General features: G+C 62.7%; 18 protein-coding genes. 12 read left to right on the forward strand and 6 right to left on the reverse strand.

The features are described 5' to 3' along the window. Positions 1–374: 374 nt before the first annotated feature. From NCS58_RS26835 to NCS58_RS26850, 4 genes are all read left to right on the forward strand, one after another. On the forward strand, positions 375–1673 hold the full coding sequence (locus tag NCS58_RS26835; RefSeq protein WP_061116422.1) for an ATP-grasp domain-containing protein: 1299 nt from the start codon (positions 375–377) through the stop codon (positions 1671–1673). Positions 1674–1683: 10 nt separating this feature from the next. Beyond that, positions 1684–4383 (forward strand): CoA-binding protein, encoded by a 2700-nt coding sequence (locus NCS58_RS26840; protein ID WP_061116423.1) that lies wholly within the window; start codon positions 1684–1686, stop codon positions 4381–4383. Between the two features lie 148 nt (positions 4384–4531). Continuing rightward, a complete protein-coding gene (locus NCS58_RS26845) occupies positions 4532–5830 on the forward strand; it encodes an MFS transporter (protein WP_061116424.1) in 1299 nt (432 codons plus the stop codon). A gap of 21 nt (positions 5831–5851) precedes the next feature. Next, positions 5852–6634, forward strand: a complete 783-nt coding sequence (locus NCS58_RS26850) for a substrate-binding domain-containing protein (RefSeq protein ID WP_061116425.1) — start codon at positions 5852–5854, stop codon at positions 6632–6634. Positions 6635–6649: 15 nt separating this feature from the next. On the opposite strand, the gene dctA is transcribed toward NCS58_RS26850, so the two are convergent. The 6 genes from dctA to NCS58_RS26880 form a co-directional block, all read right to left on the reverse strand. Further along, entirely contained in the window at positions 6650–7951 is a 1302-nt protein-coding gene (dctA, locus tag NCS58_RS26855) for a C4-dicarboxylate transporter DctA (RefSeq protein WP_061116426.1), read from the reverse strand. Further along, positions 7948–8877, reverse strand: coding sequence for a LysR family transcriptional regulator (locus tag NCS58_RS26860; protein WP_061116543.1), 930 nt, complete (start codon positions 8875–8877; stop codon positions 7948–7950). The genes dctA and NCS58_RS26860 overlap by 4 nt, the downstream gene beginning before the upstream one ends. Positions 8878–9169: 292 nt before the next feature. After that, positions 9170–10348, reverse strand: a complete 1179-nt coding sequence (locus tag NCS58_RS26865; RefSeq protein ID WP_061116427.1) for a porin — start codon at positions 10346–10348, stop codon at positions 9170–9172. Between the two features lie 233 nt (positions 10349–10581). Further along, positions 10582–11496 (reverse strand): DUF2950 domain-containing protein, encoded by a 915-nt coding sequence (locus tag NCS58_RS26870; RefSeq protein WP_061116428.1) that lies wholly within the window; start codon positions 11494–11496, stop codon positions 10582–10584. 11 nt (positions 11497–11507) lie between these two features. After that, positions 11508–12932 carry a DUF3300 domain-containing protein gene (locus NCS58_RS26875; protein WP_409219312.1) on the reverse strand — a complete coding sequence of 475 codons (1425 nt, stop codon included), beginning with the start codon at positions 12930–12932 and terminating at the stop codon, positions 11508–11510. A 227-nt stretch (positions 12933–13159) separates the two neighbouring features. Continuing rightward, positions 13160–15556, reverse strand: coding sequence for a phosphoketolase (locus NCS58_RS26880; protein WP_250477840.1), 2397 nt, complete (start codon positions 15554–15556; stop codon positions 13160–13162). 477 nt (positions 15557–16033) lie between these two features. On the opposite strand from NCS58_RS26880, the gene NCS58_RS26885 reads away from it, so the two are divergent. The 8 genes from NCS58_RS26885 to NCS58_RS26920 all read left to right on the forward strand — a co-directional run bounded on the left by NCS58_RS26885 (position 16034) and on the right by NCS58_RS26920 (position 25801). Then, positions 16034–16822, forward strand: a complete 789-nt coding sequence (locus NCS58_RS26885; protein WP_143756276.1) for a hypothetical protein — start codon at positions 16034–16036, stop codon at positions 16820–16822. Between the two features lie 376 nt (positions 16823–17198). Beyond that, positions 17199–17900 (forward strand): CBS domain-containing protein, encoded by a 702-nt coding sequence (locus tag NCS58_RS26890; RefSeq protein ID WP_086960724.1) that lies wholly within the window; start codon positions 17199–17201, stop codon positions 17898–17900. Positions 17901–18019: 119 nt separating this feature from the next. Further along, a complete protein-coding gene (locus NCS58_RS26895; RefSeq protein ID WP_086960726.1) occupies positions 18020–18985 on the forward strand; it encodes a universal stress protein in 966 nt (321 codons plus the stop codon). Between the two features lie 448 nt (positions 18986–19433). Continuing rightward, positions 19434–20606 carry a monovalent cation:proton antiporter-2 (CPA2) family protein gene (locus NCS58_RS26900; RefSeq protein WP_061116432.1) on the forward strand — a complete coding sequence of 391 codons (1173 nt, stop codon included), beginning with the start codon at positions 19434–19436 and terminating at the stop codon, positions 20604–20606. 304 nt (positions 20607–20910) lie between these two features. After that, entirely contained in the window at positions 20911–22011 is a 1101-nt protein-coding gene (locus NCS58_RS26905; RefSeq protein WP_061116433.1) for an AI-2E family transporter, read from the forward strand. Positions 22012–22060: 49 nt separating this feature from the next. Beyond that, on the forward strand, positions 22061–23608 hold the full coding sequence (locus tag NCS58_RS26910; protein WP_061116434.1) for a TolC family protein: 1548 nt from the start codon (positions 22061–22063) through the stop codon (positions 23606–23608). After that, positions 23605–24762: an HlyD family secretion protein gene (locus NCS58_RS26915; protein WP_061116435.1), complete on the forward strand. Its 1158-nt coding sequence runs from the start codon at positions 23605–23607 to the stop codon at positions 24760–24762. Before NCS58_RS26910 ends, NCS58_RS26915 begins: the two co-directional genes overlap by 4 nt. Positions 24763–24769: 7 nt before the next feature. Further along, the gene (locus NCS58_RS26920) at positions 24770–25801 is read left to right on the forward strand and encodes a DUF2955 domain-containing protein (protein WP_061116436.1); all 1032 of its coding nucleotides are present in this window, start codon (positions 24770–24772) and stop codon (positions 25799–25801) included. Positions 25802–25994 lie beyond the last annotated feature (193 nt).

The raw sequence follows: 25994 nt of genomic DNA on the forward strand, positions 1-25994 counted from the left end.
GCACGCCTCGCGGCCGTCGTGCAGCGGTCCCGCAAAACTCTGATTCGGTGCACGCATTGATAGCCACGGAACATCAATAGTTGAAAAAATTGCACTTTTGGTTTCAGCCGGTTTGCGTGAGTATCCGTACTCAAGATTCCAGCGAAATTGGAACGTAAGTAAAACGCATCGGAGACACGCCATGCACGTCGCACGACACATTCAACGCGGCTAACGATTGCCGCTCGAGGCCGCCCGGTCTCGCGGCCCAGCCTTAACGCATACCAGACATCCGAACCCGAGCGTCAAATGGCGCGGCGGCCGCGTCGTCACGTCTGGCTCTCGTCCAAACACCCGTTTCTTTTCTATCGCAATGCCTTCAGGAGACAAACTTCATGCAAATTACCGGAATGTTGCACGGCGCGCGCCTGTTGCAATTCGTCGGATTCCCGGCGAGTGAAATCCTCGGTCCGAGCGCCAGCGAAGAGGAGATCAAGACGTTGATCGATCGTCATCGGCAGATCTTCATCAAGCCCGTCTTCAAGGGAGGCGTCGGAAAGAAGGGCAAAGCGGGCTTGCTCGGCCGCGCTACGGATCTCAAGACCGCGTTGAGCGAAAAAGAACGGTTGTACTTCGCCGAACACACTGTCGGCCATCTGAAAGCGAAGGCAAATGGTGTGACGTTCGAAGCCGGCGTGCCGGCCGAGCACGAAGTTTATTTCTCGATCACCGATTCAACCCGCTTTCGCGCACCGACGATGACCCTCTCGCACAAGGGCGGCATGGACATCGAAGAGGTCGATCCGAAGCATGTGGCGATGGTGCCTTTCGACGCGTTGACGGGCCTGAAGGCGTTCGTCGTGGCAAATGCGCTGAGCGAGATCGGCGCGCCGAAGGAGATCATCTCGCCGCTCGTGCAGCAGTTGCCGAAACTCTGGGAGCTCTTTCACGACTTCGGCATGACGACGCTGGAGCTCAATCCGATCCGCATGCGCGAGGACAGGAACGGACGCCTGACGCCGGTCGCATGCGACTTCAAGTGCGGCTTCGATCGCGACGATCCGCGCTGGACGCGCCTTGGACTCCCGCAACACCTGTTCGCCGCCGACTACTCCGACTTCGAGCAGGAGATCAATCAGTTGCGCACGCATCAGGGCCAAAGCGATGTGTACGTGATCAACGACAAGGGAACGATCCTCGCGCCGACCTTTGGCGGGGGCGCCAACTCGCTCGTCACCGAAATGCTCGGCGACGCCGCGATCATTTCGTCGGATTTCGGTGGCAATCCACCTTACGCGAAGATGAAGGAAGTGGCCCGTATCTGCTTCAGGCATTGGCTCAGGCAATCGAACGTGCTTTTCATCATCGGCGGCAAGTCGAACAACACCGACATCTTCGAGACGTTGCGAGCGATGGCCGATGCCCTTCGCGAACACTTCAGCGAGCATGGACCGACGCCGCTCTACGTGGTGCTCGGCCGTGGCGGGCCGAACCTTGTGCGCGGCATGGCGGCGTTGAGAGACACCTGCGACTCGCTCGGGTTGCCTTACAGACTTTTCGGATTCGACTCCGACATCAGCGAAGTCATCCAGTACGCCCGAAAGGCGGATGCATGGATGCGTGAGGGTGGCCGGGCCGAGATCGCAGCACGGATCGGCGCGACCGTGAAGACAGCCGAAACGGCTCAGGCTTGAGGAGTACGACATGCATAAGCAACACAGCAAACCGTTCAAGTATTTCGTCGGCGTCAACTCGCTCGCGCAGATCGCCACACGCGACGATCGCGTGTGCGTGCTCAACATTCTGGGGGGCGAGTCGTCGGACGTGACGCCCGTCAGCCACGCCTTCTCGGGCGGCAATATCGTCTTCGGTACGGCACCGGGGAAGGGCGGGAAAACGCTCGCGACACCGATCGGCGATATCCCGGTGTACAACAACGTCCGCGAAGGGCTGGAGGCCGGGCACCGTTTCAATTGCGGCGTGGTGTACCTGCCGCCATCGGCTGCGCGCGACGGCGTCGCCGAACTGATTCGCGTCAATCCAGAGCTTAAGAAGATTTTCATCATCACCGAGAAGATCGCTGTGCACGACGCCCGCGAAATTCGAGCGATGGGCCAGCAAGCCGGCATCGACATCTTTGGGGCGAACGGGCTGGGGGTCGCGGACTCGTGGAATCGCGTGAGGATCGGCGGAGCGCTCGGCGGCGACAATCCGGACGATTCGCTGCGCAAAGGGTCGATCGCGATCTTCTCCAACTCAGGCGGATTCAGCACGACGATCGCGCAATATTTGCGCATGAGCGGCTGGGGCACATCGACCGTCATTTCGAGCGGCAAGGATGTCTACATCCACTACGCCGCGCCGGAGTTTGCATTTGCACTCGCCAACGACGCGCGCAGCAAGGCCGCCGTGCTCTATTGCGAACCGGGCGGCTATTACGAAGCCGACGCGACGTTCACGAAGCCGGTAGTCGCCTGCGTGGTGGGCCGATGGAAGGGCCGCCTGACGCGTGCGGTCGGTCATGCAGGCGCGATGGCCGGCGGTTCCGATGACGCGCAGGCGAAAGAACGCTGGTTCATGGAGAAGTTCGGCGTCGACCGGCTCTTCACGCCTGACGATCCTTGCTGCTCGGCAAAAGGCGCGGTCGTGACGAACATCGCGCATATCCCGGCGGCGCTGACGGCCGTCATGCGCGCCAACGCGACGATGCCCGACTTCGAGCCCGAAGGCAGCCTCGCGCTCAAGCCGTGGTTCGGCTCAGACCAGGGCATCGAGCTGCCCTCCGGTCTTGCGATTCCCGTGGTCGGTGCGGTCGCTCCGTACGACGAGCAAGTCTTGCAGGTCAACAGCCAGATCGGGGCGGTCGCGCCGCGTCAATCGCTCAAGGACGCATCGGGCGCATCGCAGATGGATGCGAAGACGCAAGTCAGCAGCCTGCACGGAACGTCGATGCTCGACGCCGCGACGCGCTCACTCGAAGCGAACGTGAATCTCGCGCTGCTGCACGAACCCGGCGGCGAGAACGACGAAAAGCTGATCAACGTGGCGGTCGCGGCATCGGTCAATCTGCATGGAACGCCGGAGCTCGTCGCGGCTCAGGCGGCGCGAGAGGCGGGCAATGCACCCAACGCGATTCTGGCGGCTGCGGCATCGATCGTCGGGCCGAATCGTCAGCGCGCCGCGCGCGATGCCGCCCAATGGTTGATCGACCACTTCTCGGCTGCGGGCCTCACGAATGCGCTCGACGACAGCTTCGATATCGGCCAGATCGACGGCACCGGCAGCGAGCCGCTCTTCACGGACGCTCGCGATCCGCGCGCCGAGGCGATGCTCGCGGGACTTGCGAGGCGCGGCGCCAAGTCCGTATTGATCCGCTGGCTCACGTCGCAGCCGGCGCACCCGACGGCGGACGCCGTGCTCGCCGCGATCACGACCACGCTGGCGTGGGGGCCGCTCATGCGCAAGCGCGTGTCGCGCGTGACCGCCGAGAGCCTGCCTTGGTGGACCATGTTGTTCGGACGATTGATCGGCGCTTCGGCCGATGCATCTCGTCACGCCCCGGGAGGCTTCTGCGGCTTCACCACCGAATCGCTCCTGAACGAACGCAGCCTCACCGAAATTTGCTTCGCCGCATTGCTCGATCTCGAACCCGGCCCCGACGATCTGTTCGCCTTCAAAACGCTCGCGGGGCTGCTGCTCACCAACGGTCCCGGAGCCATTTCGGCGCAAGGGGCGAAAGGCGCCGTATCCGCCGACGGTCCCGAAAGCCCCGAGCGCGTGCAACTCAACAAGGCGCTCGTCGGCTTCCTTTCGCATACCGGCTATACGCATGGCGGCAACGGCTACGAGGGAATCGCCTTTTTGATCGAAGCGTTCCGCGACACGCCGCTCAGCGATCCGTCGGACGCCGGCCACGGCGTGGATCTGCGCAAGCTGGCCGCGCGCGCGGTGGAGCATTACGCGCAATACAAGGCGCGCAAGAAGAACGCGGGCAGCCTGGACATCGCGAAGCTGCCAGGGGTCAATCATCCGGTGTTCAAGGACAGGCCCGTCAATCATGACCCGCGCGAAGTGTTCATCGCAAATCTGTGCGAGCAACGCGGGGAATACAACGCGTTCCATGCGTTCTATCGCGAGCTCGTGCAGGCGCTGTTCGATGCCGGCGTGTCGCGCAACGTGTATTGCGTGAACGTCGATGCGGTGATCGCGGCGCTGCTGCTCAAGATGCTGTGGCAACCGCTGCGACGCGGCGATCTGGCGGAGTCGGATCTGGAAACTGCCGCGTTCACGATCTTCCTGTATCCCAGGATGCTCGGCTGCGCGGCGGAAATCGACGATCACCTGAACCGTGGACGCAACATGGACACGCGCACGCCCGCTTCCCAGTGCCGCTTCGTCGCCTGAACGGGAAGCCGGCAGCGATGCGTGCATTGATAACCAGCGCACATCAATCGTTCCGAAAATAGCACTTATCGTTTTGCGCCGTTCGGGCGAGTATTCGACAAACAATAAATCGCCCGGACACCAAGTCGAAATTTCTGGAGACACCTCGATGCATCCCTCTTCAACCACCTCTGCCCCCGGCCAATCGAAGACATCCGCCGTACTGCGCGTGACGGCCGGCAACTTCCTGGAGCAGTTCGATTTCTTCCTGTTCGGGTTCTACGCCACGCAGATCGCCGCGGTCTTTTTTCCCGCGGGAAGCGAGTTCGCTTCGCTGATGATGACGTTTGCCGTGTTCGGCGCCGGTTTCCTGATGCGTCCGCTGGGCGCGGTCATTCTCGGCGCGTATATCGACGATGTGGGCCGGCGCAAGGGCCTGATCGTCACGCTGTCGATCATGGCGAGCGGCACCATCCTGATCGCGTTCGTGCCCGGCTATGCGACGATCGGACTCTTCGCGCCGGCGCTGGTTCTGATCGGCCGTCTGCTGCAAGGCTTCTCGGCGGGTGCGGAACTGGGCGGCGTATCGGTCTATCTCGCCGAAATGGCGACACCGGGACGCAAGGGCTTCTTCACGAGCTGGCAGTCCGCCAGCCAGCAAGTTGCGATCGTGGTGGCGGCAGCGCTCGGCTTCGCGCTCAATCAATGGCTCGACACGGCGACGATCGCCGCGTGGGGATGGCGCGTGCCGTTTTTCGTCGGCTGCATGATCGTGCCTTTCATCTTCATTCTTCGGCGCAATCTCGAGGAAACGCGGGAATTCAAGCAGCGCCAGCATCGACCGAGCATGAAGGAAGTCTTTGCGACGCTCGTGCAGAACTGGACTGTCGTGATCGCCGGGGTGCTGCTGGTCGCAATGACCACCACGAGCTTCTATCTCATCACCGTCTATGCGCCGACCTTCGGCAAGACGGTCCTGCATCTGAGCACCGCCGACAGTCTGCTCGTCACGCTGTGCGTGGGCATCTCCAACTTCATCTGGCTGCCGATTGGCGGCGCGCTGTCAGACCGCATCGGACGCCGTCCGCTTCTTCTTGGAATGACGATCCTCGCTATTGCGACCGCCTATCCGGCGCTTTCGCTCCTCGCTCACGCGCCGAGCTTCGTCAACATGCTGCTCGTGCTGTTGTGGCTCTCGTTCATGTACGGCATGTACAACGGCGCGATGGTTGTCGCGCTCACCGAAGTGATGCCGGTCGACGTGCGTGTCGCCGGATTCTCGCTTGCCTACAGCCTCGCGACGGCGGTTTTCGGCGGCTTCACGCCAGTCATCTCGACCGCGCTCATTCACATGACAGGCGACAAGGCCGCGCCCGGCTACTGGATGAGCTTCGCCGCGGTGTGCGGACTCGGAGCAACGCTGGCACTGTATCGTCGCCGTTCCGTTCCGCTGCATGCGGCGTCCTGAATCATCGCATCTCTTCCAGACATGAAATCCATCCTTCTGAAATTCTGCACCGCCGCGCTGCTCGGCAACGCCGTCGCCGCGGCGAACGTACAGGCCGCCGATCTGCATGTGATGAGTTCGGGTGGCTTTACCGCGGCGTACAAGCTGCTCGGACCGAAGTTCTCGGCATCGACGGGCGATACCCTAGACACCGCGCTCGGCCCGTCGATGGGCAAGTCGCCGGAGGCCATTCCAAACCGTCTTCAGCGCGGCGAGCCTGCGGACGTGGTGATCATGGTCGGCTATGCACTCGACGACCTGATCAGGCAGGGCAAGGTAATGCCCGACTCGCGTGTGGAGCTCGCGGACTCGCGCATCGGCATGGTTGTGCGCGACGGTGCGCCGAAGCCTGACATCGGGTCCGAGGCGGCGCTCAAGGAGACCCTGCTGCGCGCCCGGTCGATCGCGTATTCGGACAGCGCGAGCGGCGTCTATATCGAGCGCGAGTTGTTCAAGCGGCTCGGTATCGAAGAGCAGGTGAAGGCCAAGGCGAAGATGATCCCGAAGATCCCGGTGGCCTCCGTGGTGGCGACCGGCGATTACGAAGTGGGCTTTCAGCAGGTGAGCGAGTTGCTTCCGGTGAAGGGCGCCGCGTACGTCGGCAAGATTCCGGAGTCGATGCAGTCCGTCACGCGCTTTGCGGCCGGCATTCCCGTTGGCGCGCAACATCCGAAGGAAGCGAAGGCGCTGCTCGACTATCTCGCGTCGCCCGCCGTGCAGCCGGAGGTGATATCGACCGGACTCGATTCCGTCGCCGCGCATTGAGAAGAGCGCAACGATTCAGCCCGGCAGGTCGGCGGGCTGATCGAAGTCTTCTTCAGGCTCGTGCGCGAGGCTCAGTGCTTCTTTCAGGCGCGCTCGGTCGCACGCGCGCTCCCACATCGATACGAAGATCACCGCGCACGCGTTGCTGATCACGCTCGTCAGGGCGCGCGACTCGGACATGAACCGATCGATGCCCACGAGCAGCGCGACGCCCGCCAGCGGCAGGTCCGGAATGACGGCGAGCGTCGCGACGAGCGCAACGAGTCCGCTGCCCGATACGCCTGCCGCGCCCTTCGACGTGAGCAGCATGACCGCGAGCATCGTCGCGATTTGTCCGCCGGAGAGGTGGACGTCGCATGCTTGAGCGATGAACATCGAAGCGAGCGTCAGGTAGATTGCCGTTCCGTCGAGGTTGAAGGAATAGCCGGCGGGCAGCACGAGCCCGACGATCCCCTTGTCGCAGCCAAGCGCTTCCAGCTTGACGATGAGGCGCGGCAACACGGGTTCTGTCGACGACGTCGCGAGCACGATGATGAGTTCCTCGCGAATGTAGCGCAGCAGCCGCCAGAGCGAGAAGCCGTGCAGGCGCGCGAGCGGGCCGAGCACGCAGACGACGAACAGCAGGCACGCCGCATAGAACGACACCATCAGCATGCCGAGCGAGCCGATCGAGCGGATGCCGAACCGGCCTACCGTGAAAGCCATCGCGCCGAATGCGCCGGCCGGCGCGAGCCGCATGATCAGCGCGAGAATGCCGAACAGCACGTGCGCGATTCCATCGATGAATTCCTGTACCCGCCGCCCCGTGCCTCGACTGGCGTTCAATGCGAAGCCGAACAGAAGGGCGAGCAGCAGGACCGGCAGCACTTCGCCTTTCTCGAACGCGCCGACGAGCGTCTCCGGAATCACGTGCAGCGCGAATTCCACGAGTCCGTGCGGCTGTGCGCGCGTCGAATACTGGGCGAGGACGGCCGTGTCGAGATGGTGCGGGTCGATGTGCAGTCCTGCGCCGGGATGCAGCGCGAAGGCGGTTGCGAGCCCCAGGACGAGCGCGACGATCGTGAGAAAGTAAAACAGCGCCAGCGCTTTCAAAATGGCGCGGCCGATCTTCGAGCCGCTCGACAGCGACGTGATGCCGGTCACGATCGTGCAGAAGACGATGGGCGCGATCATCATGCGCACCAGCGCGACGAATGCATCGCTGAGCGGCTTGAGCGACGCACCGGCCTGCGGCCAGAAGTGCCCGACGATCACGCCGAGCCCCATGCAGAGCAGGACCTGGACGTAGAGCAGATTGAAAGGCCTCGGCAGGGTCATTTCGCGGTCTTCTTTGCTGCAGCGGCCATGCCGCTGCGCTTGGTGTCGAGGATGGTTTGATAGAACTGCTGCGCGGCCGGCGCGAGCGGACGCCCCCTGCGCCGCACGATGCCGACTCGCCTCGTTACGACCGGATCGACGAGCGGCACGCTGGTCAGGATCGGATGGTCGCGCATGGGCATTGCCATCGAAGGCACGGCGGCCACGCCGAGGCCCGCTTCGATCAGGCCGAGCATCGTGGTGACATGGCGTGTCTCGCAGATGCTCGGCACAGCCGGCGCCACGGTGGTCAATGCCTGATCGAGCAGCAGGCGGTTGCCGGAAGTCTTGTCGACGGATACGTATTCGTGTTCGTACAGCTCGCTCCAGGACACACGGGTCTTTCGGGCAAGCGGATGATCGCGGCGGCACGCGGCCACGAACTTTTCCTGCAGCAGGACCTTGAACTCGACCTCGGTCTCCTGGCTGCCCATGAAGCTGACGCCGAAATCGGCTTCGCCGCTGATGACCGAGCCGAGGACTTCGTTCGCGCTCGTGTCGAGCAGCTTGACCCGGATGCGCGGATAGCGGGCGTGGTAGGCAGCAACGACGCTCGGCAGGAAGTAGTAGGCTACCGACGGCACGCACGCGATGGTCACATGGCCCAGGCGGCTGGTGGACACGTCGCGGATGCCGAGCAACGCGACATCGAGATCGTCGAGAAGCTGTTCCGCACTTGGGGCGAACACGCGGCCTACGGTCGTGAGTGTCACACTACGGGTGGTGCGCTCGAAAAGTCGCACGCCGAGCGCCGCTTCCAACTTCTCGATGCGCCGGCTCAGTGCCGGCTGCGAGATGTTGACTGAGTCCGCAGCCTTGCGAAAGCTGCCCAACTCCACGACGGCTCGAAACGCCTGCAAATCGTTCAGATCGAAGTTGACGCCCACAAGCTGTCTCCGCATATCAGAAGCGGGTATTTTGCATGACGTGGAGCCAGGCGCCCATCGAGGAGAGTACTCGTTGCTCGTGAAGATACATCAGAGTGATTGCCGCGAGTAGGCGCAAAGTCGCCTGAGACATTCGGGCGGATTGAAGCGCTGCTCGGGATAGCGAATGCCGCGCCGGACACGAGCAGCATGTTCCCTGCAATGGAAGCGCTGCGTGCAAGGCGACGAAAGCGATAATCAACTCCGCCGCGTTGCCGAACGTCGCATCAAGAACTCGGCCGTTCGTGGAGCATCAGAAGCGGTGCCTCAGGCCGACGGTCGCTTCAACCTGAGTACTCGTGGAAGACGGCGCGGCGACGCCGTTGATCCATGCCACGCCCAATGGCGAAGTGCCGCTTGGACTCGACCGTTGCCACGCGCTTTGAATGTAGATATCGGTGCGCCGCGAGAAGCGATAGTCGGCCATCGCGCTTAGCTGGTTCCAATGGGGAATGCCGCCTCCGCCGTTTCCGCCGGCGCGCGAATAGGTGTACGCGCCCGATAGTTCGACCGCCGGTGTCAGCGCATAACGAAAGTTTCCTTCGAAGTTCTGGAAAGTGCCGCTCAGCCCGGACTGAAAGAATTGGGTGAGCTTGGTGTGCGAGTAGACGAAACCCGCCACAGCCGGACCGAAGGTGTAGTTCACGCCGGCGCCGAAGGTCTTCTGATTGCTCGCCAGCACGCCTAGAGGCACACCCGTCGGCGCGAGCGCGCCCTGCAGGGACGCGCCGGTCGTATCGGTGACTGCGCCGCCCGTATTCAACTGTGCCGGCGTGCGCGCGGAACTGCTGAGCCCGAGGTAACCAGCACCAAAATTCAGCGCTCCCCAGGCATAGGACATACCAAAGCTATATGCGCGATTATTCGTGAATCCGCCAGCCTGATTGGAAAAGCCGTACAGCGCACCGATCCTGAGGCCGCCGAAATTCGGACTCAGATACTTGACCGAGTTATTGATCTGAAACGAATCGTTCAGGTTGTCATTGTCCAGCGGATGCGCGAAGTGCGTGCCGCCGAATTCCGTACCCGTCAATGAAAGCGGCGCGACGAAATCGACCATGCTGTCGGTTTGGCGGCCCAGCGTGAGCGCACCGTAATCGCGGCTCGACAAGCCGATATACGCTTGGCGATTGAAGATGCGGTTGCTCGACGAGAACTGCCCGTTGTTCAGATTGAAGCCGCTCTCCAGGGTGAAGATGGCCTTCACTCCCGCACCGAGGTCTTCAACTCCGCGCAAACCCCAGCGACCGTACTGGACCGCGCCGCTCGTCATCTCCCAGTTGCTGTGGCCGCCGCCCGTTCCGCTGATCTGGTTGTTGGTGTAGGTGAGGCCTGCGTCGATCAGGCCATAAAGCGTGATACTGCTTTGCGCATGCGCTACTCCGGCAACTGTGACAATCGCCGTCGCGCCGATTCCAAGCATCTTGTTCATTTGCCTGCTCCAGCCAAGACCGAGAGATTCAATTCTCCCGGAACGCTTTCTACACAGACCTCGATGTCTTTCAGGCGCGCAGCCGTGCGAATCATCGACACGAAAAGGCGCGATGTGTTCCTCTCACTTTATGCGACCGCAGTCGAACCCGCCAACTTCAAATGGGCATTGCGAACATCGGGGTGAGGCAAAGCCTGACGAGCCTCCTCGAGGTGAAGGAACAACGCAGCGGTTCAAGGCGCCTCCTTTTCCCACCCCGCTCCGGGATCGAATGACTTCATCGCTGCGACCTTTTTGTCACCGTCCGGGCCAAGATCGCGCTCATAGACCTGTCCGTCGTGACTGACCATAAAGCTCTTGATGCCCGTTTCGCCATACTGGGCGGGCCATGCGACCACGGCAAAGCCGCCCAACAGACGGCCGTTGACCATGTAGTCGTATGCGCCACCCGGTGCATGAGGCCCTTGGGCGCGTAGCAGCTTGTAGTGGTAACCGTAGTAGCCGGCCTCCGATCTGGCGCGAGCGCCAGCCGTCATGAAGGCGGGACCGAGCGGGCTCGGTTCTTCATCCGCGCCGGTCGGCCAATACAGCCCGTCATGTTTGCCGTCGCTGCTGACGAACTTGTCTGCATAGACGTAAACCTTGTTGCCGTCGTGATACTTCGATGCGTACTCGCGTTGTGCATCGTAGATTGCGAGCATCGTCTGAATCACGGCGAGCTCGTTGCGCCCGATCTGCCGAAGGCGCATTTCGTCGGCGCCTGCGCGCATGTCGAATTCCCAGCCTTGCTGCCTTTTCACGAGCGGGATGGGCAGCGTCCAGCCGTCGTTGCCGACGACGATTCGGGCGTGCTCGCTGTCGGTCGTCTGAATCGCGTGGGAAGCCTTCCAGGCGGTCAGGAACTTGTTCCGGAGCTCGGCGCCGACCGAAGGAATCACGTTGCGGAAATCGGCGCCCAGCAAAGCCTTGAGTTCGCCTTCGTCGTTGTCGGCGACGGCGGTCCCGAAGGCGTTCATCGCCGCTTCAGGTGTCTGGAAGAACTTCTGTGCGCTCAACGCCGGAACCGGAATGACGGCGAGCGCGAGCGCGACGGTCATCGTGCTTCCGGCCACGGCGAGGAGCGCGACAATCTCCGATAGTCTCTTCATGGTCGCTCTCCTCAACGCCGTCCGCCGCCGCGTCCACCGCCACCACCACCGCCACGCGCGCCGCCACCGCCGCCACGGTTGAAGTTCGACGACTGAAAGCTCGACTGGCCACGGTTGAAATCGCGTTGCGCCGCGCCACCGCCGCCGACGCCCTGGAATGCGGTATCGCGCGCGCCGCCGGCGTACGCCCCCCGATTGCCCGCCTGCGTGCTCCCTGCGTTGCCGCGGGCCGGTGACTGAGCGCGGTCTGGCATTTGAGCCGTCCGATTGGCGGTCTGAGGACGATTGCCCGCGACCGCATTGCGGTTCGCCGTCTGCGCTCGATCGCCTGCTGCCGCCTGACGATTGGGCGCATTCGCGCGATTGCCGGCGCCGGTGGCATTCGCGCCTGCGCGGTTGGCGACCGATGCGTTGTTTGCGCGACCCTGCCGGCTGGCCGTTCCCTGGTTGCGTGCCGCCGTCCGATCGGCCGTGCTCACGCGCTCGGGCGTGGCGCCGTTGCGTCCGCGATAGTCGCGCCGGGAATCTGCGCCTTGCACGCCGCGTGAGTACTTGTCGCGCGTCGCGTTGTCGCGATAGGCAACTCCCTGGCGGTGCCGCGCGTCATGCTGCCACTTGCCGCTCTCGACCTTGGTGCGGTCGAAGTTGCGATCGATGTTCGTGGCCTTGTTGATGTTGACGTTGACGTCGTTGCTGTTCCAGTTGCAATCGCTAAAAATCGCGCCCGCCGCGGCGATGCCGAGGCCCCATGCAAATCCGCTCGCAAGGGCGGCTCCGGGGTAATAGGCCGGTGGCGGCGGCCAGTACGTCGGCGGGTAGGCCGGCGCGGGCCAGCCCCCATAGACGACGGTCGGATTGTAGGAGGGCACGTAGATGACCTGCGGGTCGGCCGGTTCGATGCGCACGATGCTCTGCGTGGGAGGCGCTTGGCCCGGCTGGCCGGTCTGGCTCGTGGCGGAACGTGCTTCGACGCTCACTTTCTGCTGCGGAGTCGACTTCAGATGTCCGGTATCCTGCGCGCGAATCCTCAGACGCTGCACGGCGGCCAGCACGTCATTCGGCTGAGCGAGAAACGCATCCCCGAGTCGTTGGGTCGAGTCGAGCTTGTCGTTCATGGGTACGAGCACTTGGGGAAACGCCACCAGGGATTTGACGCTGACGTCCCATGACTGATCCTGGACAGCTATCACCGCGGCGTCGCCCTTCACATTCGGATGCGACTTGACCCACCGGGCGGCGTGCACGATCTCCAGCGGATACGTCGACGCCATCAGCACCTGCGACAACAACGAATCAGGATAAAGCGCGACCGGCGCGACCAGCGCCTCCAGTTCTTCGGGCGGATATTGCTGGGCCGCAGGCTGCGTCGCAGATGCGGGCAAGGGAGGCAAGGCCGCAACGGACGCGGGGGCCGCTGCAGAGGCAAGAGCCGCGATGGAGGCGGGAGCTGCTGCTGAAGCATTAGCGGGCGCCGACGCGGCCGCGGGCGGGTTCTGAGCCGGCTGATCCTGTTGTTTCGAGGGGCAGCCTGCCAGCAAGACGAGGAGGCTCGCGCTAAGGAGCCGTCCACTCCGTGTCGTCATGACCGCCCCCGTTCGTTACGCCCTTCGAATCCAGCGCCGATGTTGCTGCAATTGACGCGAACTTCATCGGCGCTCCGCGATTAAAACGGCCACACCCATTCCGCGATTTCCGGCTTATCGGTGCCGTGCGTGTGCGCGTAATCCAGATGAGAGATGACCGCGTTCTTCATGTCCTCTCTCAGGTGCGCGGTTCTTCCGCGCAGGCGAGGCACGCGATCGAGCACATCGATCACGAGATTGAAACGATCGACCTGATTGAGTATTGCCAGTTCGAGCGGCGTGTTGATGTTGCCCTTCTCCTTGTAACCGCGCACGTGCAGGTTTTCATGATTTCGGAACCGGTAGGCGAGCCTGTGGATCAGCCATGGATAGCCGTGGAAATTGAAGATCACGGGCTTGTCGATGGTGAACAGGCTTTCGAAATTGCGCACGCTCGATCCATGCGGATGCTCCGTGTTCGGCTGCATCTTGAAGAGATCGACGACGTTCACGAAGCGCACCTTCAGCTCTGGCAAACGCTCACGGAGAATAGCGGTCGCGGCGAGCGCTTCCTGCGTCGCAACATCGCCGCAGGAAGCCATGACGACGTCGGGTTCTTCGTGTTCGTCGTTGCTCGCGCGCCGCCACACGCCGATGCCCTTCGCGCAGTGGACGATCGCTTCGTCGATGGTCATGAACTGCAAATGCTTCTGCTTGTCCGCGACGATCACATTGATGCAATCGCTCGAGCGCAGGCATTGATCGGCCACGACGAGCAGCGTGTTGGCATCGGGCGGGAGATACACGCGCGTCACCGACGGGCTCTTGTTGGTGACGAGATCGATGAAGCCGGGGTCCTGATGCGAGAAGCCATTGTGATCCTGCCGCCATACGGTCGACGAGAGCAGGATGGTTTCCGACGAAACCGACGCGCGCCACGGCACATGGTTCTTGCAGATGTCGAGCCATTTCGCATGCTGATTGAACATCGAATCGATGACATGCGCGAATGCTTCGTACGTATGGAAGAAGCCATGTCGCCCCGACAGCAGATAGCCTTCGAGCCAGCCGAGAAGCGTGTGCTCGGAGAGCATTTCCATCACGCGGCCGTCGCGCGACAACTCGCCGCCGTCCTCGTCTTCCGGAAGGAGATCGGCCATCCAGACTTTCTTGCTGACTTCATAGATGGCCTGTAGGCGATTCGATGCCGTCTCGTCGGGGCCGAACACGCGAAACCTGTCCATATTGCAACGCATCACGTCGCGCAGGAAGGCGCCCAGCGGACGCGTGTTCTCATGCTGGATCTTGCCTGCCTGACCGACATCGACGGCGTAGTCGCGAAAATCCGGCAGCTTCAGTTCCTTGCGCAGCACGCCGCCGTTAGTGTGGGGATTCGCGCTCATGCGGCGCGTACCGGTGGGCGCGATCGCCCGAATCTCCGCGCGCAGCCGGCCGTCGGCGTCGAAAAGTTCTTCGGGCTGGTAGCTCTGCATCCAGCGTTCGAGCACCGCGAGATTCGCGGGATTGCCGTGCACATCGGAGAATGGGACCTGATGCGCGCGCCACGAGCCTTCGACCTTGTGACCGTTGATTTCCTTCGGGCCGGTCCAGCCTTTCGGCGTGCGCAGGACGATCATCGGCCAGCGCGGCCGCTCGACGTCCTTATTGCTGCGCGCCTCGTCCCAGATCGCGCGGATCTCGGCGGTGGCGGCATCGAGTGTTTCCGCCATCTTTTGATGCATCTCGACGGGATCCGATCCTTCGACGAAATACGGTCGATAGCCATAGCCGACGAACAACGCCTCGAGTTCGTCATGGCTGATGCGCGCGAGGATCGTCGGATTGGCGATCTTGTAGCCGTTCAGATTCAGGATCGGCAGCACGGCGCCGTCGCGCGCGGGATTGATGAACTTGTTCGAGTGCCAGGCCGTCGCGAGCGGGCCGGTCTCAGCTTCGCCGTCGCCGACGACGCAGGCGACGATCAAGCGCGGATTGTCCAGTGCCGCCCCATACGCGTGAGAAAGGCTATACCCAAGCTCCCCGCCTTCATGAATGGAGCCCGGGGTTTCCGGCGTCACGTGCGAGCCGATATGCCCGGGAAAAGAGAACTGCTTGAAGAACTTCTGCATGCCTTCTTCATCTTCGCTCTTGTCCGGATACACCTCCGAATAGGTGCCTTCGAGGTACGCCGGACCGAGCACGCCGGGCGCGCCATGACCGGGCCCGGCCATGAAGATCACGTCGAGATCGTCACGCTTGATCACGCGGTTCAGATGCGCCCACACGAACGAGAGAGCGGGGCTCGCGCCCCAGTGACCGAGCAGGCGCTGCTTGACGTGCTCGGGTTTGAGCGGCTCGCGCAGGAGCGGATTGTCAATGAGAAAGATCATGCCCGCGGAAAGGTAGTTGCACGCGCGCCACCACGCATCGACGAGTCGAAGTTCGTCGCTCTCGAGGACAGGCTCTTGCGATGTATCGCCTCTGGAGTGCTTGCTCATTACGACGTCTCCATTCAATGAACGTGCATCGGAACATAGGTGGCATGTATCCGCGCGGCGTTGCGCCGCGCACGGGTCGTCCCTTCGCCGCGAGGACGCTGAGCGTTGCCGGTGTCATGTACAGCTTTAACTGACCCTTCGTTATAGAGTCGATATCACGCACGCGCACCAAATTCAAGTAGCACGAGGCCTTGCTTAAGTCAGTACTTAAAGTTTCCTTCAGGACGACGCTCTTGCTGCCACCACGGTGTCATGTCTGTTGCGTTGCGGTCGTCGCGTGTGGCCAGGCGCTAAGGAATACTGCCGCGGATAGTGCAATGAGGAGGCGAATCGTTTTCGAAAAGCTGGAATGCTTTGGACGGTCGCGTATCGAGTTTTTAATCGATTGCGCTCATCGCTCTGGCTGAACTATCTTGAAAGCGAAGCCCTCGCGACCGGATCGAACGCGAAGGGCGTTCATCGGGCGCGGAGGGGGACATGAATGCCTTGTTCGGTAGCCTGATCGCCTGTCTGGTTGTGGCAATGTACGCGTCTCAAGTCCATGCTGCGTTCAGATATGATGAGCTTTGGCTCGGCACTTCGACCGTGCTCGATCACTCGCCAGCGCTTTCCGCAGCAAACCGTCGACCCGTCTACGACGAGATGCTGGTTGCAAACGGCGTCGATCCCGCTTCCGATAAAGGGAAACTCATCCTCGCCTGGGTCTCGCGCATCAATGCCGATTCCATGGTCGCCGGAAACGCCCGTCGTTCGAGCAAAATCTATTTGAATCCACGCGCCCGTGCCGAACTGATGTCGGACGGCCTCGAACGACTGTCGCCGGCGCTACGGCTGCAATATGTCTCGCTCATATCGAAGTTCCTCGACACGCTGGTTCCATCCGATTGCTTCGGTTTGAACGAAATGAGCGAAGTCGTCGATCGAATCTCGCTGAGTGCGATATCTGAAGCCGATATCGACGCGTATTTTCATGTGTTGTCGGCCGCCCTTCGAGCAGCCGGGTCTGAAACACGGCCGGATGTGCCCACCGCCCAGCAATACGCGCATGCCGACGAGAGCCTGAAGCGGTCTTTGCTGAATGAGCTTGGTTATATTCCAGCGAACATCGCGCGTTACCTGGCTTATTCCCGAGACCCGAGAGCCGCGGCACCCGTCGAAGCATGCTGGGCGATGCGAGTGACAATGCACGCGATCCTTGCGCTGCCCGATCCCGAACGCGACATCGTATTGCGGAGAACGGTCCGGTCGGAGGGCGTATCGCATTGAGCAATCCAGTCAGTCGCCGATTTCTTTAATTGCTGACTACGGCGACAGGCTCGCCGAGGATTTTTTCCTCACATTCGAAACGAGCGATCGATTCGAGCTTCAAAGCGTCCGGATCCAACGAGACACGCACGCGTCCGGTTCCTTGAATTCACTTTGGAGTTCGCATACTGTGACCACAGCGGCATTCTGCTTTTTGTCTTGGGATTGCCTCGCTCCAGTTGAATTGTGACTGGGCGGGCCCCGCGGTGTAGAACTCGCCGGTAATGCGGATTCGGTTGTGTACCTCATGAAGTTGCCCTGATTCCGAAGTCAGGCGCACGGCCCACAAACGGCACACCAACCGTCGTGGCACACCGCGATGACTTCCCCGAAGGAGATGAACGTGCGAGCTTCCGACATCATGACAACCCGGATCATTACGGCCAGTCCGGACATGTCCATACGGCACGCCGCGGGGATGATGGTGTTCGCTGGCATCAGCGGGATGCCTGTGGTCGACGAGTCCGGCAGGCTACTTGGTATGGTCACGGAGGGCGATCTGATGCGGCGCGCGGAGATCGGGACCGGCGTCAAACAGCGCTCGTGGTGGCTGGAGCTTGCTGCGTCCACGACTGAACTCGCAAACCAGTATGTGAAGGAACACGCGAGGAAGGTCGAAGATGTGATGACGACCGACGTCTCGACGGTGACTGAAACATGTCCCGTCGCCGATATCGCCGAGCTGCTCGATCGTCGCCGTATCAAACGTGTGCCGGTCATGCGCGACGGAAAAGTTGTCGGCGTGGTGAGCCGGGCCAACCTGATTCGCGCGCTCGTGACCATGGCGCCCGACGTGTCCACTGCGGCGGAGAGCGGCGATAACGCGATCCGCGAAGACGTGCTCGCGGCCATGAAAGATCATCCTTGGGCGCTCGCGCGGGAAAACGTCACCGTTGAGAACGGAACCGTTCATCTCTGGGGGCCCGTGATTCCTTCGGAAGAAGGCAACGCGATCCGCGTTGCGGCCGAGAACGTCCCGGGCGTGAGAGACGTCAAAACGCACTTCGGGCTTCCGCCGTCCGTTTCGTCGTCGCGCTAGCAACAACGAACGGTTCTCGCAGCGTGCAGTGCACGGAACTGTGCAGGACAGGCGCATGAGTGCCAATGGCCTCGGACGGAGGCACGCCGCGTCTGCTGTACACGCCGGGAGAATGAGTCATGGAACCAATCAAGGATGCGCCGCCGCAACCCCGCGGCTCTCAGCATATCGTTCTCTGCCTGGATTCTTTGGAAGTGTCTCGATGCGCCGCCGGGTTCGCGCGGCGACTTGCAACCCCCGACACCAAACTGACGATTCTCTCCCTGGCGCTCGATCCGCACGAGTACGCATCGAACACGGCTCGCTCGGAGCCGGATCGCGGCATGGAGCACAGGGAACTGATGGAACGAGCGGAACGCGCGATCACCGAGGCGAGCACTGTGCTTGCAAAGTCGGTTGCTGCAGTGCGAAGTCGCGTAATCGATCTCGCGAAGGAAGGTGATAGCGTCGTACATGAACTTGCCGCAGAGGCGGGCGAGGATCGCGCGGGCCTGCTGATTCTTGGTATCCGCCAGCATCACGGATTGGTAAGGTGGTTCGACCCAGCGGTGATGGACAGGCTCAGCCGGTTCGCGACATGCGCATTGATCGTCGTGCCGGCCGTATACGAAAGTACATACGACGCCGGCGTGCAGCGCGTCCTCTTCGCGGTCGATGGCAGCGTAACGTCGCTTGTGGCAGTGGGCGTCGGAGCGAGGTTCGCAGCCGCCGACACGCAGATACGCGTGGTCTATGTCGTGGACCGCGCGATATGTCCCGGCGGATTGATGCCGGCGACCCCGCTCGAGCTGGCTTTGGTCAAGGAGGGAACCTTGGCGATCGCGGCCGCGGCCAAGGAGCTTGAATGCCTGCACAACGTAACGCCTTCACTGGTCTCGACCGCTCTGATCAGCACAGAGACCGGCACCGACGACATAGCGAGCGCCACATTGCGTGAAGCACAACGCTGCGATGCGGATCTCATCGTGATGGGAACGCACGGCAGGCGCGGCGGCGCGCGAGCCTATCTTGGCAGCGTTCCCAATCGGGTAGCCAGTCTCGTCGAGATCCCGCTGATGCTGGTTAGGGAGCGACACAACGTGTAAGCCCCCCACAAAAAACTAATGACAAACAATGCACAATCGACTATCTGAGAGATTGAGATAGTTGAACTGGTCCGGTGTTGCCTCGCGCGGCGCGCAGCACACTTCGTGATACGCAGGCAAGACAATTGGGCGCATCGAGGGCACGGCGCGCAAAGCCCGCCCGTCGCCGTCGCGACCGATATCAAGTTCATTCGGATTGTCGGTTGCGGGCGCATCATCACGGCGACCACCGGGAGCAGGCTTTTCGTTTCACTGAAGAATGTCGACGATGCCAGAGGCCCCGGCATGCGATGCTCATCGTCCGGTCCCGCAGAATAAGACGAGATCGGTCGCGCTCCAATAGGGCACGCCGCCTACGTCTCGCGCGTTCGGTGCTCCGGTGCCATCCGTTGAGCCGGTTCGGGTGCCCCATGCGCGTTCATCGCGTGCCGGTTCGGGAGGTCGACGCATGACGAAGCTGCTGATCGACGTGGTCATCTTTCTTGCGTCGGCGCTGATCACCGTGCCGCTGGCTGTTCGCTTCGGCTTTGGCGCGGTGCTCGGCTACCTGCTGGCAGGCATCATGATCGGCCCCTGGGTACTGAAGCTCGTGACCGACGTCGACGCCATCCTCCACTTTTCCGAGTTGGGCATCGTGTTGATGATGTTCGTGATCGGCCTCGAAATGAAGGTCGACGCGCTGTGGGCGATGCGCCGCACCATCTTTGGCTACGGCACGATGCAGATGACCGTCTGTGCCGCTGCTTTGCTGGGGATTTTCATGATGCTGGGACTGCCCTGGCGAGTCGCACTGACTGGCGGCCTCGCGCTGTCGCTGTCATCGACCGCAATGGTCATGTCCGAGCTTCAGGCGCGCAAGCTCATGGACATGCCGACGGGCCGCGCCGGATTCGGCATTCTGCTGTTCCAGGACATGGCCGCCATCCCGCTGATCGCGCTGCTGCCATTGCTCGGTACGACGGTGCCCGTACCCGCGGCGGAATCGGGCTGGCTCGTCGCCCTGAAGGCACTTGCCATGCTGGGCGCGATAGCGCTCGTCGGCCGCTATCTGCTGAACGTCGTGCTGCGGCTGATCACCAGCACCGGCGTCGCCGAGATCTTCACTGCGTTCGCACTGCTCTGGATCATCGGCATTGCACTGCTCATGCAAAGCGTGCATCTGTCGATGTCCCTGGGCGCCTTCGTCGCGGGCGTACTGCTCGCCGATTCCGATTACCGCCATGAAGTCGAAGTCGACATGGCGCCATTCAAGGGCTTGCTGCTCGGCCTGTTTTTCATTGCGGTGGGTATGTCGATGGATTTCAGCGTGCTGATGCGTGAGCCGGTGCGCGTTGCGGTGCTCGTCGTGGCGGTGGTCAGCGTGAAGGCGGCCGCGCAGTGGTTTCTTGCGAGCCGCTTTGAAGTGCCGGATTCGCAGCGCGGCTACTTCGCCATTTTGCTGTCACAGGGCGGCGAGTTCGCGTTCGTCGTTATGGCCGCGTCACTGGCCGCCGGTGTCATCGATCAACGCCAGGCATCGCTCGTCACGCTGGTCGTCGCGCTGTCGATGGTCTCGACGCCTCTTTTGCTGCTCGTTCACCGGCGGCTCTTCGAGGCGACTGCGCAGGCTCGAACAGAGTAGACGTCATTTCGCGATTACGGTGCCCATATGGTGATCGCGGGCACCATGCACCGATTCGTTTGTGAAGTCGTGCTGCCCGTCCTAGACTTGGACGGGTGAGCGCATTCTCGGGAGCGCATATCTTCTGGCATGCAGTCTTTGCGTGCGTATTCATCGGCACGTCCTGAACGTGAGCGGCACGACTCAGTGAGTGGCGATGCCGCCGCGCGAGCGATTGAGAAGTTGCGTCCGGTTACCAAGTTGATCCCTGGCAAGCATGGTTTGCCCACGGAAATGCTCGCGGCAAACTGCGAGGAGGCACGAGATGCTATCGCCGATTCCCGAGCGCACGCTCTCCAGAGAGCTGCTCGACGTCCTGATTCGCGCCGGACTCGTTGCCGTTCTGGCCGTCTTCTGTTTCCGGGTTTTCGTCCCGTTCCTCGACCTGATGGTCTGGGCGCTGATCCTTGCGGTCACGCTCTATCCGCTTCAGCTCAGACTCCGCAACGTACTTTCAGGCAAGGATGGCCTCACCGCCTCGCTGATCGTCCTCGTCGCCTTCGTCGTCATCCTCGTGCCGACGTATTTGCTGGGCGTGGCGGTGGCCAATTCGATCGAGCGTGCGATGGCCGTCATCAGGAGCGGTAACTTCCAGATTCCGCCTCCTGCAGAATCGGTGGCCGCGTGGCCTCTGGTGGGGCAGCGAATATACGGCTTCTGGGCGCAGGCATCCACGGATATCTCAGGTCTCGCGCAGAAGTTCGCGCCCCAGCTCAAGGAGGCCGGTCTTGCCATGCTCGGCACAATCACCGGTCTGGGAGCCGGGCTGCTCGTCTTTTTCCTTGCCCTGATCGTCGCGGGTATTTTCATGGCTCACGGCGAGAAGGGCTATCGTAGCGCCGTGCAGATCGCTTCGCGCATCTCCGGGCCCGAAAACGGCCAGCAGATCGCCGATCTGTGCACGGCTACCATCCGGGCCGTGGCGCAGGGTGTGGTCGGGATCGCGTTCATCCAGATGCTGTTGATCGGCATCGGTTTCATCGTCATGGGCATTCCTGGCGCGGGCCTGCTTGCCCTCGCCGTGCTACTGATCGGCATCATGCAGTTGCCCGCCACATTGATCACCGTTCCGGTCATCATCTTCGTGATTGTCACCGAGGGAGTGAGCACGGCGACGATCATCTTCTCGGTCTATATTTTCGTCGCGGGACTGGCCGATAACGTGCTCAAGCCGCTCTTGCTGGGGCGAGGCGTCGCCGTACCGATGCCCGTCGTGTTGATCGGCGCGCTCGGCGGGATGGTGACGGGCGGGGTGATCGGCCTCTTCATCGGTCCCGTGATGCTCGCAGTCGCCTACAAGTTGTTCTGGCGGTGGGTGAGAGACCAGCCGGCCCCCGAAACCGCGCAACAACGGGAGCCTCAGTGAAGGGCGCCGCGGAGACGGCGCCATGTCCCCATCAATGCACGCGAGCGGGATGAGACGGCTGCGGCGGGCCGCCCGCGTCAGCGTGAGCCTCGCGTGGTTCCTGAGCGGCTGCATGCGCGTGGGGCCGGACTTTCATCCGCAGCACGAGAGGTGGAGCGAGCACTGGAGCAGCGCGTCGCTCGAGCAGGTCACGCAGCAGGCGCCGCAGCCCGACGTTCGGCAGTGGTGGGCGGTTTTCAGCGATGAGAACCTCGAACGCTTGATGGCACAAGCCGATGCGGGAAATGGTGATCTGCAGATCGCCGGTTTGCGCGTGATCGAGGCTCGCGCGCAACTCGGCATCGCGCTCGCGGGGCGCTACCCGCAGGTGCAACAGGCCAGCGGCGAGGTGCTCGTGTCGGCACGCAAGCGCTCGGACGGATTCGAGCCCCGCTCGGGCGTCTATCTGCAATATGGCGCGGGCTTCGTCGTCGGATGGGAACTCGACTTCTGGGGGCGTTTCGCGCGCGCGATCGAGTCGGCGGACGCCGGGTTCTTCGCCGCGCAGGCGAACCGCGATGCCGCGCTGGTCCTGTTGCACGCGCAGGTGGCCGACACTTATTTCACGCTGCGCACTGCCGAGGCGCGCCTGCGCATCGCCCGCGAGAACGCCCGGTTGCAGAAGCGCAGCTACGACATCGCGCAAAAGCTCTTCAAGGCCGGCGAGACGGACGAACTCGATCTCCAGCAGGCGAGGACTCAGTACCTGGGCACGCTGAGCAGCATTCCGGATCTGGAGAGCCAGATCGTGCTCGCCAGGCACGCGCTGTCCCTGCTGATGGGGCGACCGCCCGGCCCGTTGCCGGAACTCGATGTGTCGTCCGGCAAGGAAGGCGTGATTCCGCTCGTGGACCATGCCGTCCTTCAGGACGTGCCCGCCGATCTGCTGCTGCGCCGCCCCGACGTGCGCGCCGCCGAATATCAGATGGCCGCGCAGTCGGCACTCATCGGCGTGGCTGAGGCGGACTTTTATCCGTCGGTGTCCCTGCTCGGCACGCTCGGCTTCAGCGCGAGCTCGCTCGCCGGCTCACCGAGCACGCTTGCCGTGGCGACCGGCCCGAGCGTCGTCTGGAACGTCTTCGATCACGGCAGGATCACGAACAACGTGCGTGTTCAGGACGCGCGGCTGCAGCAGTTGACCGTCGCCTACCAGAACACCGTGCGCGAGGCGGCGCGCGAGGCGGATGATGCCGCCACGGCCATGAACGCCGCGTTGCGGCGCGACGCCATCCTGAACGAGGCACAGTTGGCTGCGCGGCGCTCGCTGACGCTCGCGAGCACGATTTATCGGGAAGGATATTCGGACTTCCAGCGGGTACTCGATGCACAGCGCGCGCTGTTCGCCCAGCAGGACGCGTATGTCGTCAACCGGCGCAATGCGGTCGGCAGTCTGATCGCGCTCTACAAGGCGCTGGGCGGTGGCTGGACCACGCGCCAGCCGCTCATCGACCCCGCGACACGCCAGCAAATGCAGCAACGCACAAACTGGGGCGACCTGCTAAACGAGGTGAGCGTGCCCCCGGCGGCGAACGCGCCGTCCGAAGGAGCGTTCCGATGAGCGAGAAGTCCGAGCCGTCCGATACCGCATCGGCGCGGACGCCGTCGGCGCCACCGTCACCCGCTCCGCCGCCGCCACCGGCCGACGATCCGTCGGGCAGGACGGTGAAGTGGGTCGTCGCTTTGATCGTCGTGAGCCTGATCTGGTATCTGCTTGCCGACCGCATCACGCCCTATACGCAGCAGGCGCGCGTGCAGGCCTATGTGGTGCCCGTGGCCGCGGAAGTATCGGGTCGGGTGACGCGCGTGCTGGTGCGTGACAATCAAGAGGTCAACGCGGGCGACGTGCTCTTCGAGATCGAAGGCGAGCAATATCGCATCGCCGCCGACCGTGCGCGGGCCGATCTCGAAACCATGCGCCGCCAGATCGGCGCGAGCACGGCTGCCATCGATTCGGCGCGTGCGTCATTGCGTGCGGCCATCGCAAACGAGGTCAAGGCGCGGCAGGACAGCGAGCGGCTCGAAAGGCTGTATCGCGAGGACGAGGGCACGATCTCGCTGCGGCGTCTCGAAGTGGCGCGAGCGACGTACGAGCAAGCGCAAAGTCAGGTTGTCGCGGCGCGTGCGGAAGTCGAGCGTGCGCGCGAACAGCAGGGCGGAATCGAGGCGGAGAACGCGCAGTTGCGCAGCGCCGCCGCAGCGCTCGAGAGGGCCGAACTCGATCTCGCCAACACGCGCATCAGGGCGCGCACCGGCGGCGTCATTACCGATCTCGGCACCGAAGTCGGCCAGTTCGCCTCGGCAGGCAAGGCGGTGATGACGCTCATTGCAATCCGCGACGTGTGGATCAGCGCGGACATGACCGAAAACAATCTCGGCCGCCTCAGGCCCGGCACACCGGTGTCTATCGTGCTGGATGCGCTCCCGGGCAAAGTTTTCAAAGGGCGGATTCGCAGCATCGGGTTCGGTGTGAGCGTGGGGCAGAGCACGCCACCCGGCAGTCTGCCTAGTGTGCAGACAAGCCGCGATTGGCTGCGACCGGCTCAGCGCTTCCCCGTGATCGTCGAGTTCGATAAGGACGAGCGCGCGCGCCTGAGCAACATGCGTGTGGGCGGGCAGGCCGAGGTGATGGCGTTTCCGAGCGAAGGCAATCCGCTCAATCCGCTCGGTCGCATTTTCCTGCGTGCGATGAGCTGGCTGGCCTACGTCTATTGATGACGCCATGGAAAACAGGCTCCCGCTTCGAGATGGTCGTACGCTGCGCATGGCGACGGGGACGGCGTTGTGCCTCGCGATCAGTTTCGCGCTGGATTTCCCGGTTCCCGTGATCGCGCCGGTGTTCGCGGTCTTTCTGCTCGCGACACAGAACCGGCCGCTTTCGTTCAAGGCAGCCGCGATGTTGGCGCTGATCGTGATGCTGACCACCGGCAGCGGCCTGCTGCTCGTTCCGCTGCTTCGACATTACGCGCTTGCCGGCGTGATGCTCGTCGGCCTGTTGCTATTCCTTGCGTTCCTCTACGGGGTACGTGGGGGCAACAATCTGGTCGCGACCTTTCTGGTGGCGGGGCTCACGATGATCTCCGCGGCCGGCACGGCCGACTTCCAGGTGGGCGTAACGGTGGTCGGCGCGCTGGTGAAGGGGTTGCTGCTCGCCTTGCTGGTGTCCGCGCTCATGCACGGCCTGTTTCCCGAGCCAGCGAGCGCGCAGCCACCGCCTGCGGCGAGGGCCGTGTCCTCCGGTCAGGCGAGACGCATTGCGCTGCGCGCCGCGCTCGTGGTCATGCCAGCGTACCTTCTCGCATTGACCGATCCGACAAGCTATATGCCGATCATCATGAAGTCAGTCAGCCTCGGCAGACAGAGCTGCACGACGACCGCGCGTGGGGCGGCGCGCGATCTCATCGGCTCGACACTGCTCGGTGGACTGCTCGCGATCATATTTTGGTTCGCGCTGAAACTCTCCGTGCACCTTTGGATGTTCTTCCTATGGATGCTGCTGTTCGGTTTGATGGTCGGGCGCAGGCTCTATGGCATAAGGATGACGCGCTACTCGCCGGGCGTCTGGGTGAACGGCCTCGTCACGATGATCATCCTGCTCGGCCAGTCAGTGCAGGACAGCATCGCGGGCAAAGACGTCTATGCCGCGTTCGCGGTGCGCATGGGGCTTTTTCTCGCGGTTTCCTTTTATGCGTGCTTGATGCTGCTGGTTTTCGATCGGCCGCGCAGCCTTCGTTGGCAATCCGACGCAAACTAGCGCTTCCGATGCGGGCCCACGCAAAGAGAATGCTCGCATCGGCCCCATGGACGCATGCCCGGACGTCAGCGGCTTGCGCATGAGCGGCTTGTCGACGGGAAAAGTCATGCCCGCTGAGAAATGGTTGCACGCGTGCCGCCATGCACGAGCGCATCATCGCTCAGGCAGCATGTTTCGGACGGCGTTGCGCCGC

The organism is Caballeronia sp. INML3B (assembly GCF_023631305.1).
Classification (GTDB): Bacteria; Pseudomonadota; Gammaproteobacteria; order Burkholderiales; family Burkholderiaceae; genus Caballeronia; species Caballeronia turbans.

What these genes read in the sequence shown, in the direction of transcription:
- NCS58_RS26835 (WP_061116422.1), top strand. Translation starts at nt 375, where the DNA reads ATGCAAATTACCGGAATGTTGCACGGCGCGCGCCTGTTGCAATTCGTC.
- NCS58_RS26840 (WP_061116423.1), top strand. Translation starts at nt 1,684, where the DNA reads ATGCATAAGCAACACAGCAAACCGTTCAAGTATTTCGTCGGCGTCAAC.
- NCS58_RS26845 (WP_061116424.1), top strand. Translation starts at nt 4,532, where the DNA reads ATGCATCCCTCTTCAACCACCTCTGCCCCCGGCCAATCGAAGACATCC.
- NCS58_RS26850 (WP_061116425.1), top strand. Translation starts at nt 5,852, where the DNA reads ATGAAATCCATCCTTCTGAAATTCTGCACCGCCGCGCTGCTCGGCAAC.
- dctA (WP_061116426.1), bottom strand. Translation starts at nt 7,951, where the DNA reads ATGACCCTGCCGAGGCCTTTCAATCTGCTCTACGTCCAGGTCCTGCTC.
- NCS58_RS26865 (WP_061116427.1), bottom strand. Translation starts at nt 10,348, where the DNA reads ATGAACAAGATGCTTGGAATCGGCGCGACGGCGATTGTCACAGTTGCC.
- NCS58_RS26870 (WP_061116428.1), bottom strand. Translation starts at nt 11,496, where the DNA reads ATGAAGAGACTATCGGAGATTGTCGCGCTCCTCGCCGTGGCCGGAAGC.
- NCS58_RS26880 (WP_250477840.1), bottom strand. Translation starts at nt 15,556, where the DNA reads ATGAGCAAGCACTCCAGAGGCGATACATCGCAAGAGCCTGTCCTCGAG.
- NCS58_RS26885 (WP_143756276.1), top strand. Translation starts at nt 16,034, where the DNA reads ATGAATGCCTTGTTCGGTAGCCTGATCGCCTGTCTGGTTGTGGCAATG.
- NCS58_RS26890 (WP_086960724.1), top strand. Translation starts at nt 17,199, where the DNA reads ATGAACGTGCGAGCTTCCGACATCATGACAACCCGGATCATTACGGCC.
- NCS58_RS26895 (WP_086960726.1), top strand. Translation starts at nt 18,020, where the DNA reads ATGGAACCAATCAAGGATGCGCCGCCGCAACCCCGCGGCTCTCAGCAT.
- NCS58_RS26900 (WP_061116432.1), top strand. Translation starts at nt 19,434, where the DNA reads ATGACGAAGCTGCTGATCGACGTGGTCATCTTTCTTGCGTCGGCGCTG.
- NCS58_RS26905 (WP_061116433.1), top strand. Translation starts at nt 20,911, where the DNA reads ATGCTATCGCCGATTCCCGAGCGCACGCTCTCCAGAGAGCTGCTCGAC.
- NCS58_RS26910 (WP_061116434.1), top strand. Translation starts at nt 22,061, where the DNA reads ATGAGACGGCTGCGGCGGGCCGCCCGCGTCAGCGTGAGCCTCGCGTGG.
- NCS58_RS26915 (WP_061116435.1), top strand. Translation starts at nt 23,605, where the DNA reads ATGAGCGAGAAGTCCGAGCCGTCCGATACCGCATCGGCGCGGACGCCG.
- NCS58_RS26920 (WP_061116436.1), top strand. Translation starts at nt 24,770, where the DNA reads ATGGAAAACAGGCTCCCGCTTCGAGATGGTCGTACGCTGCGCATGGCG.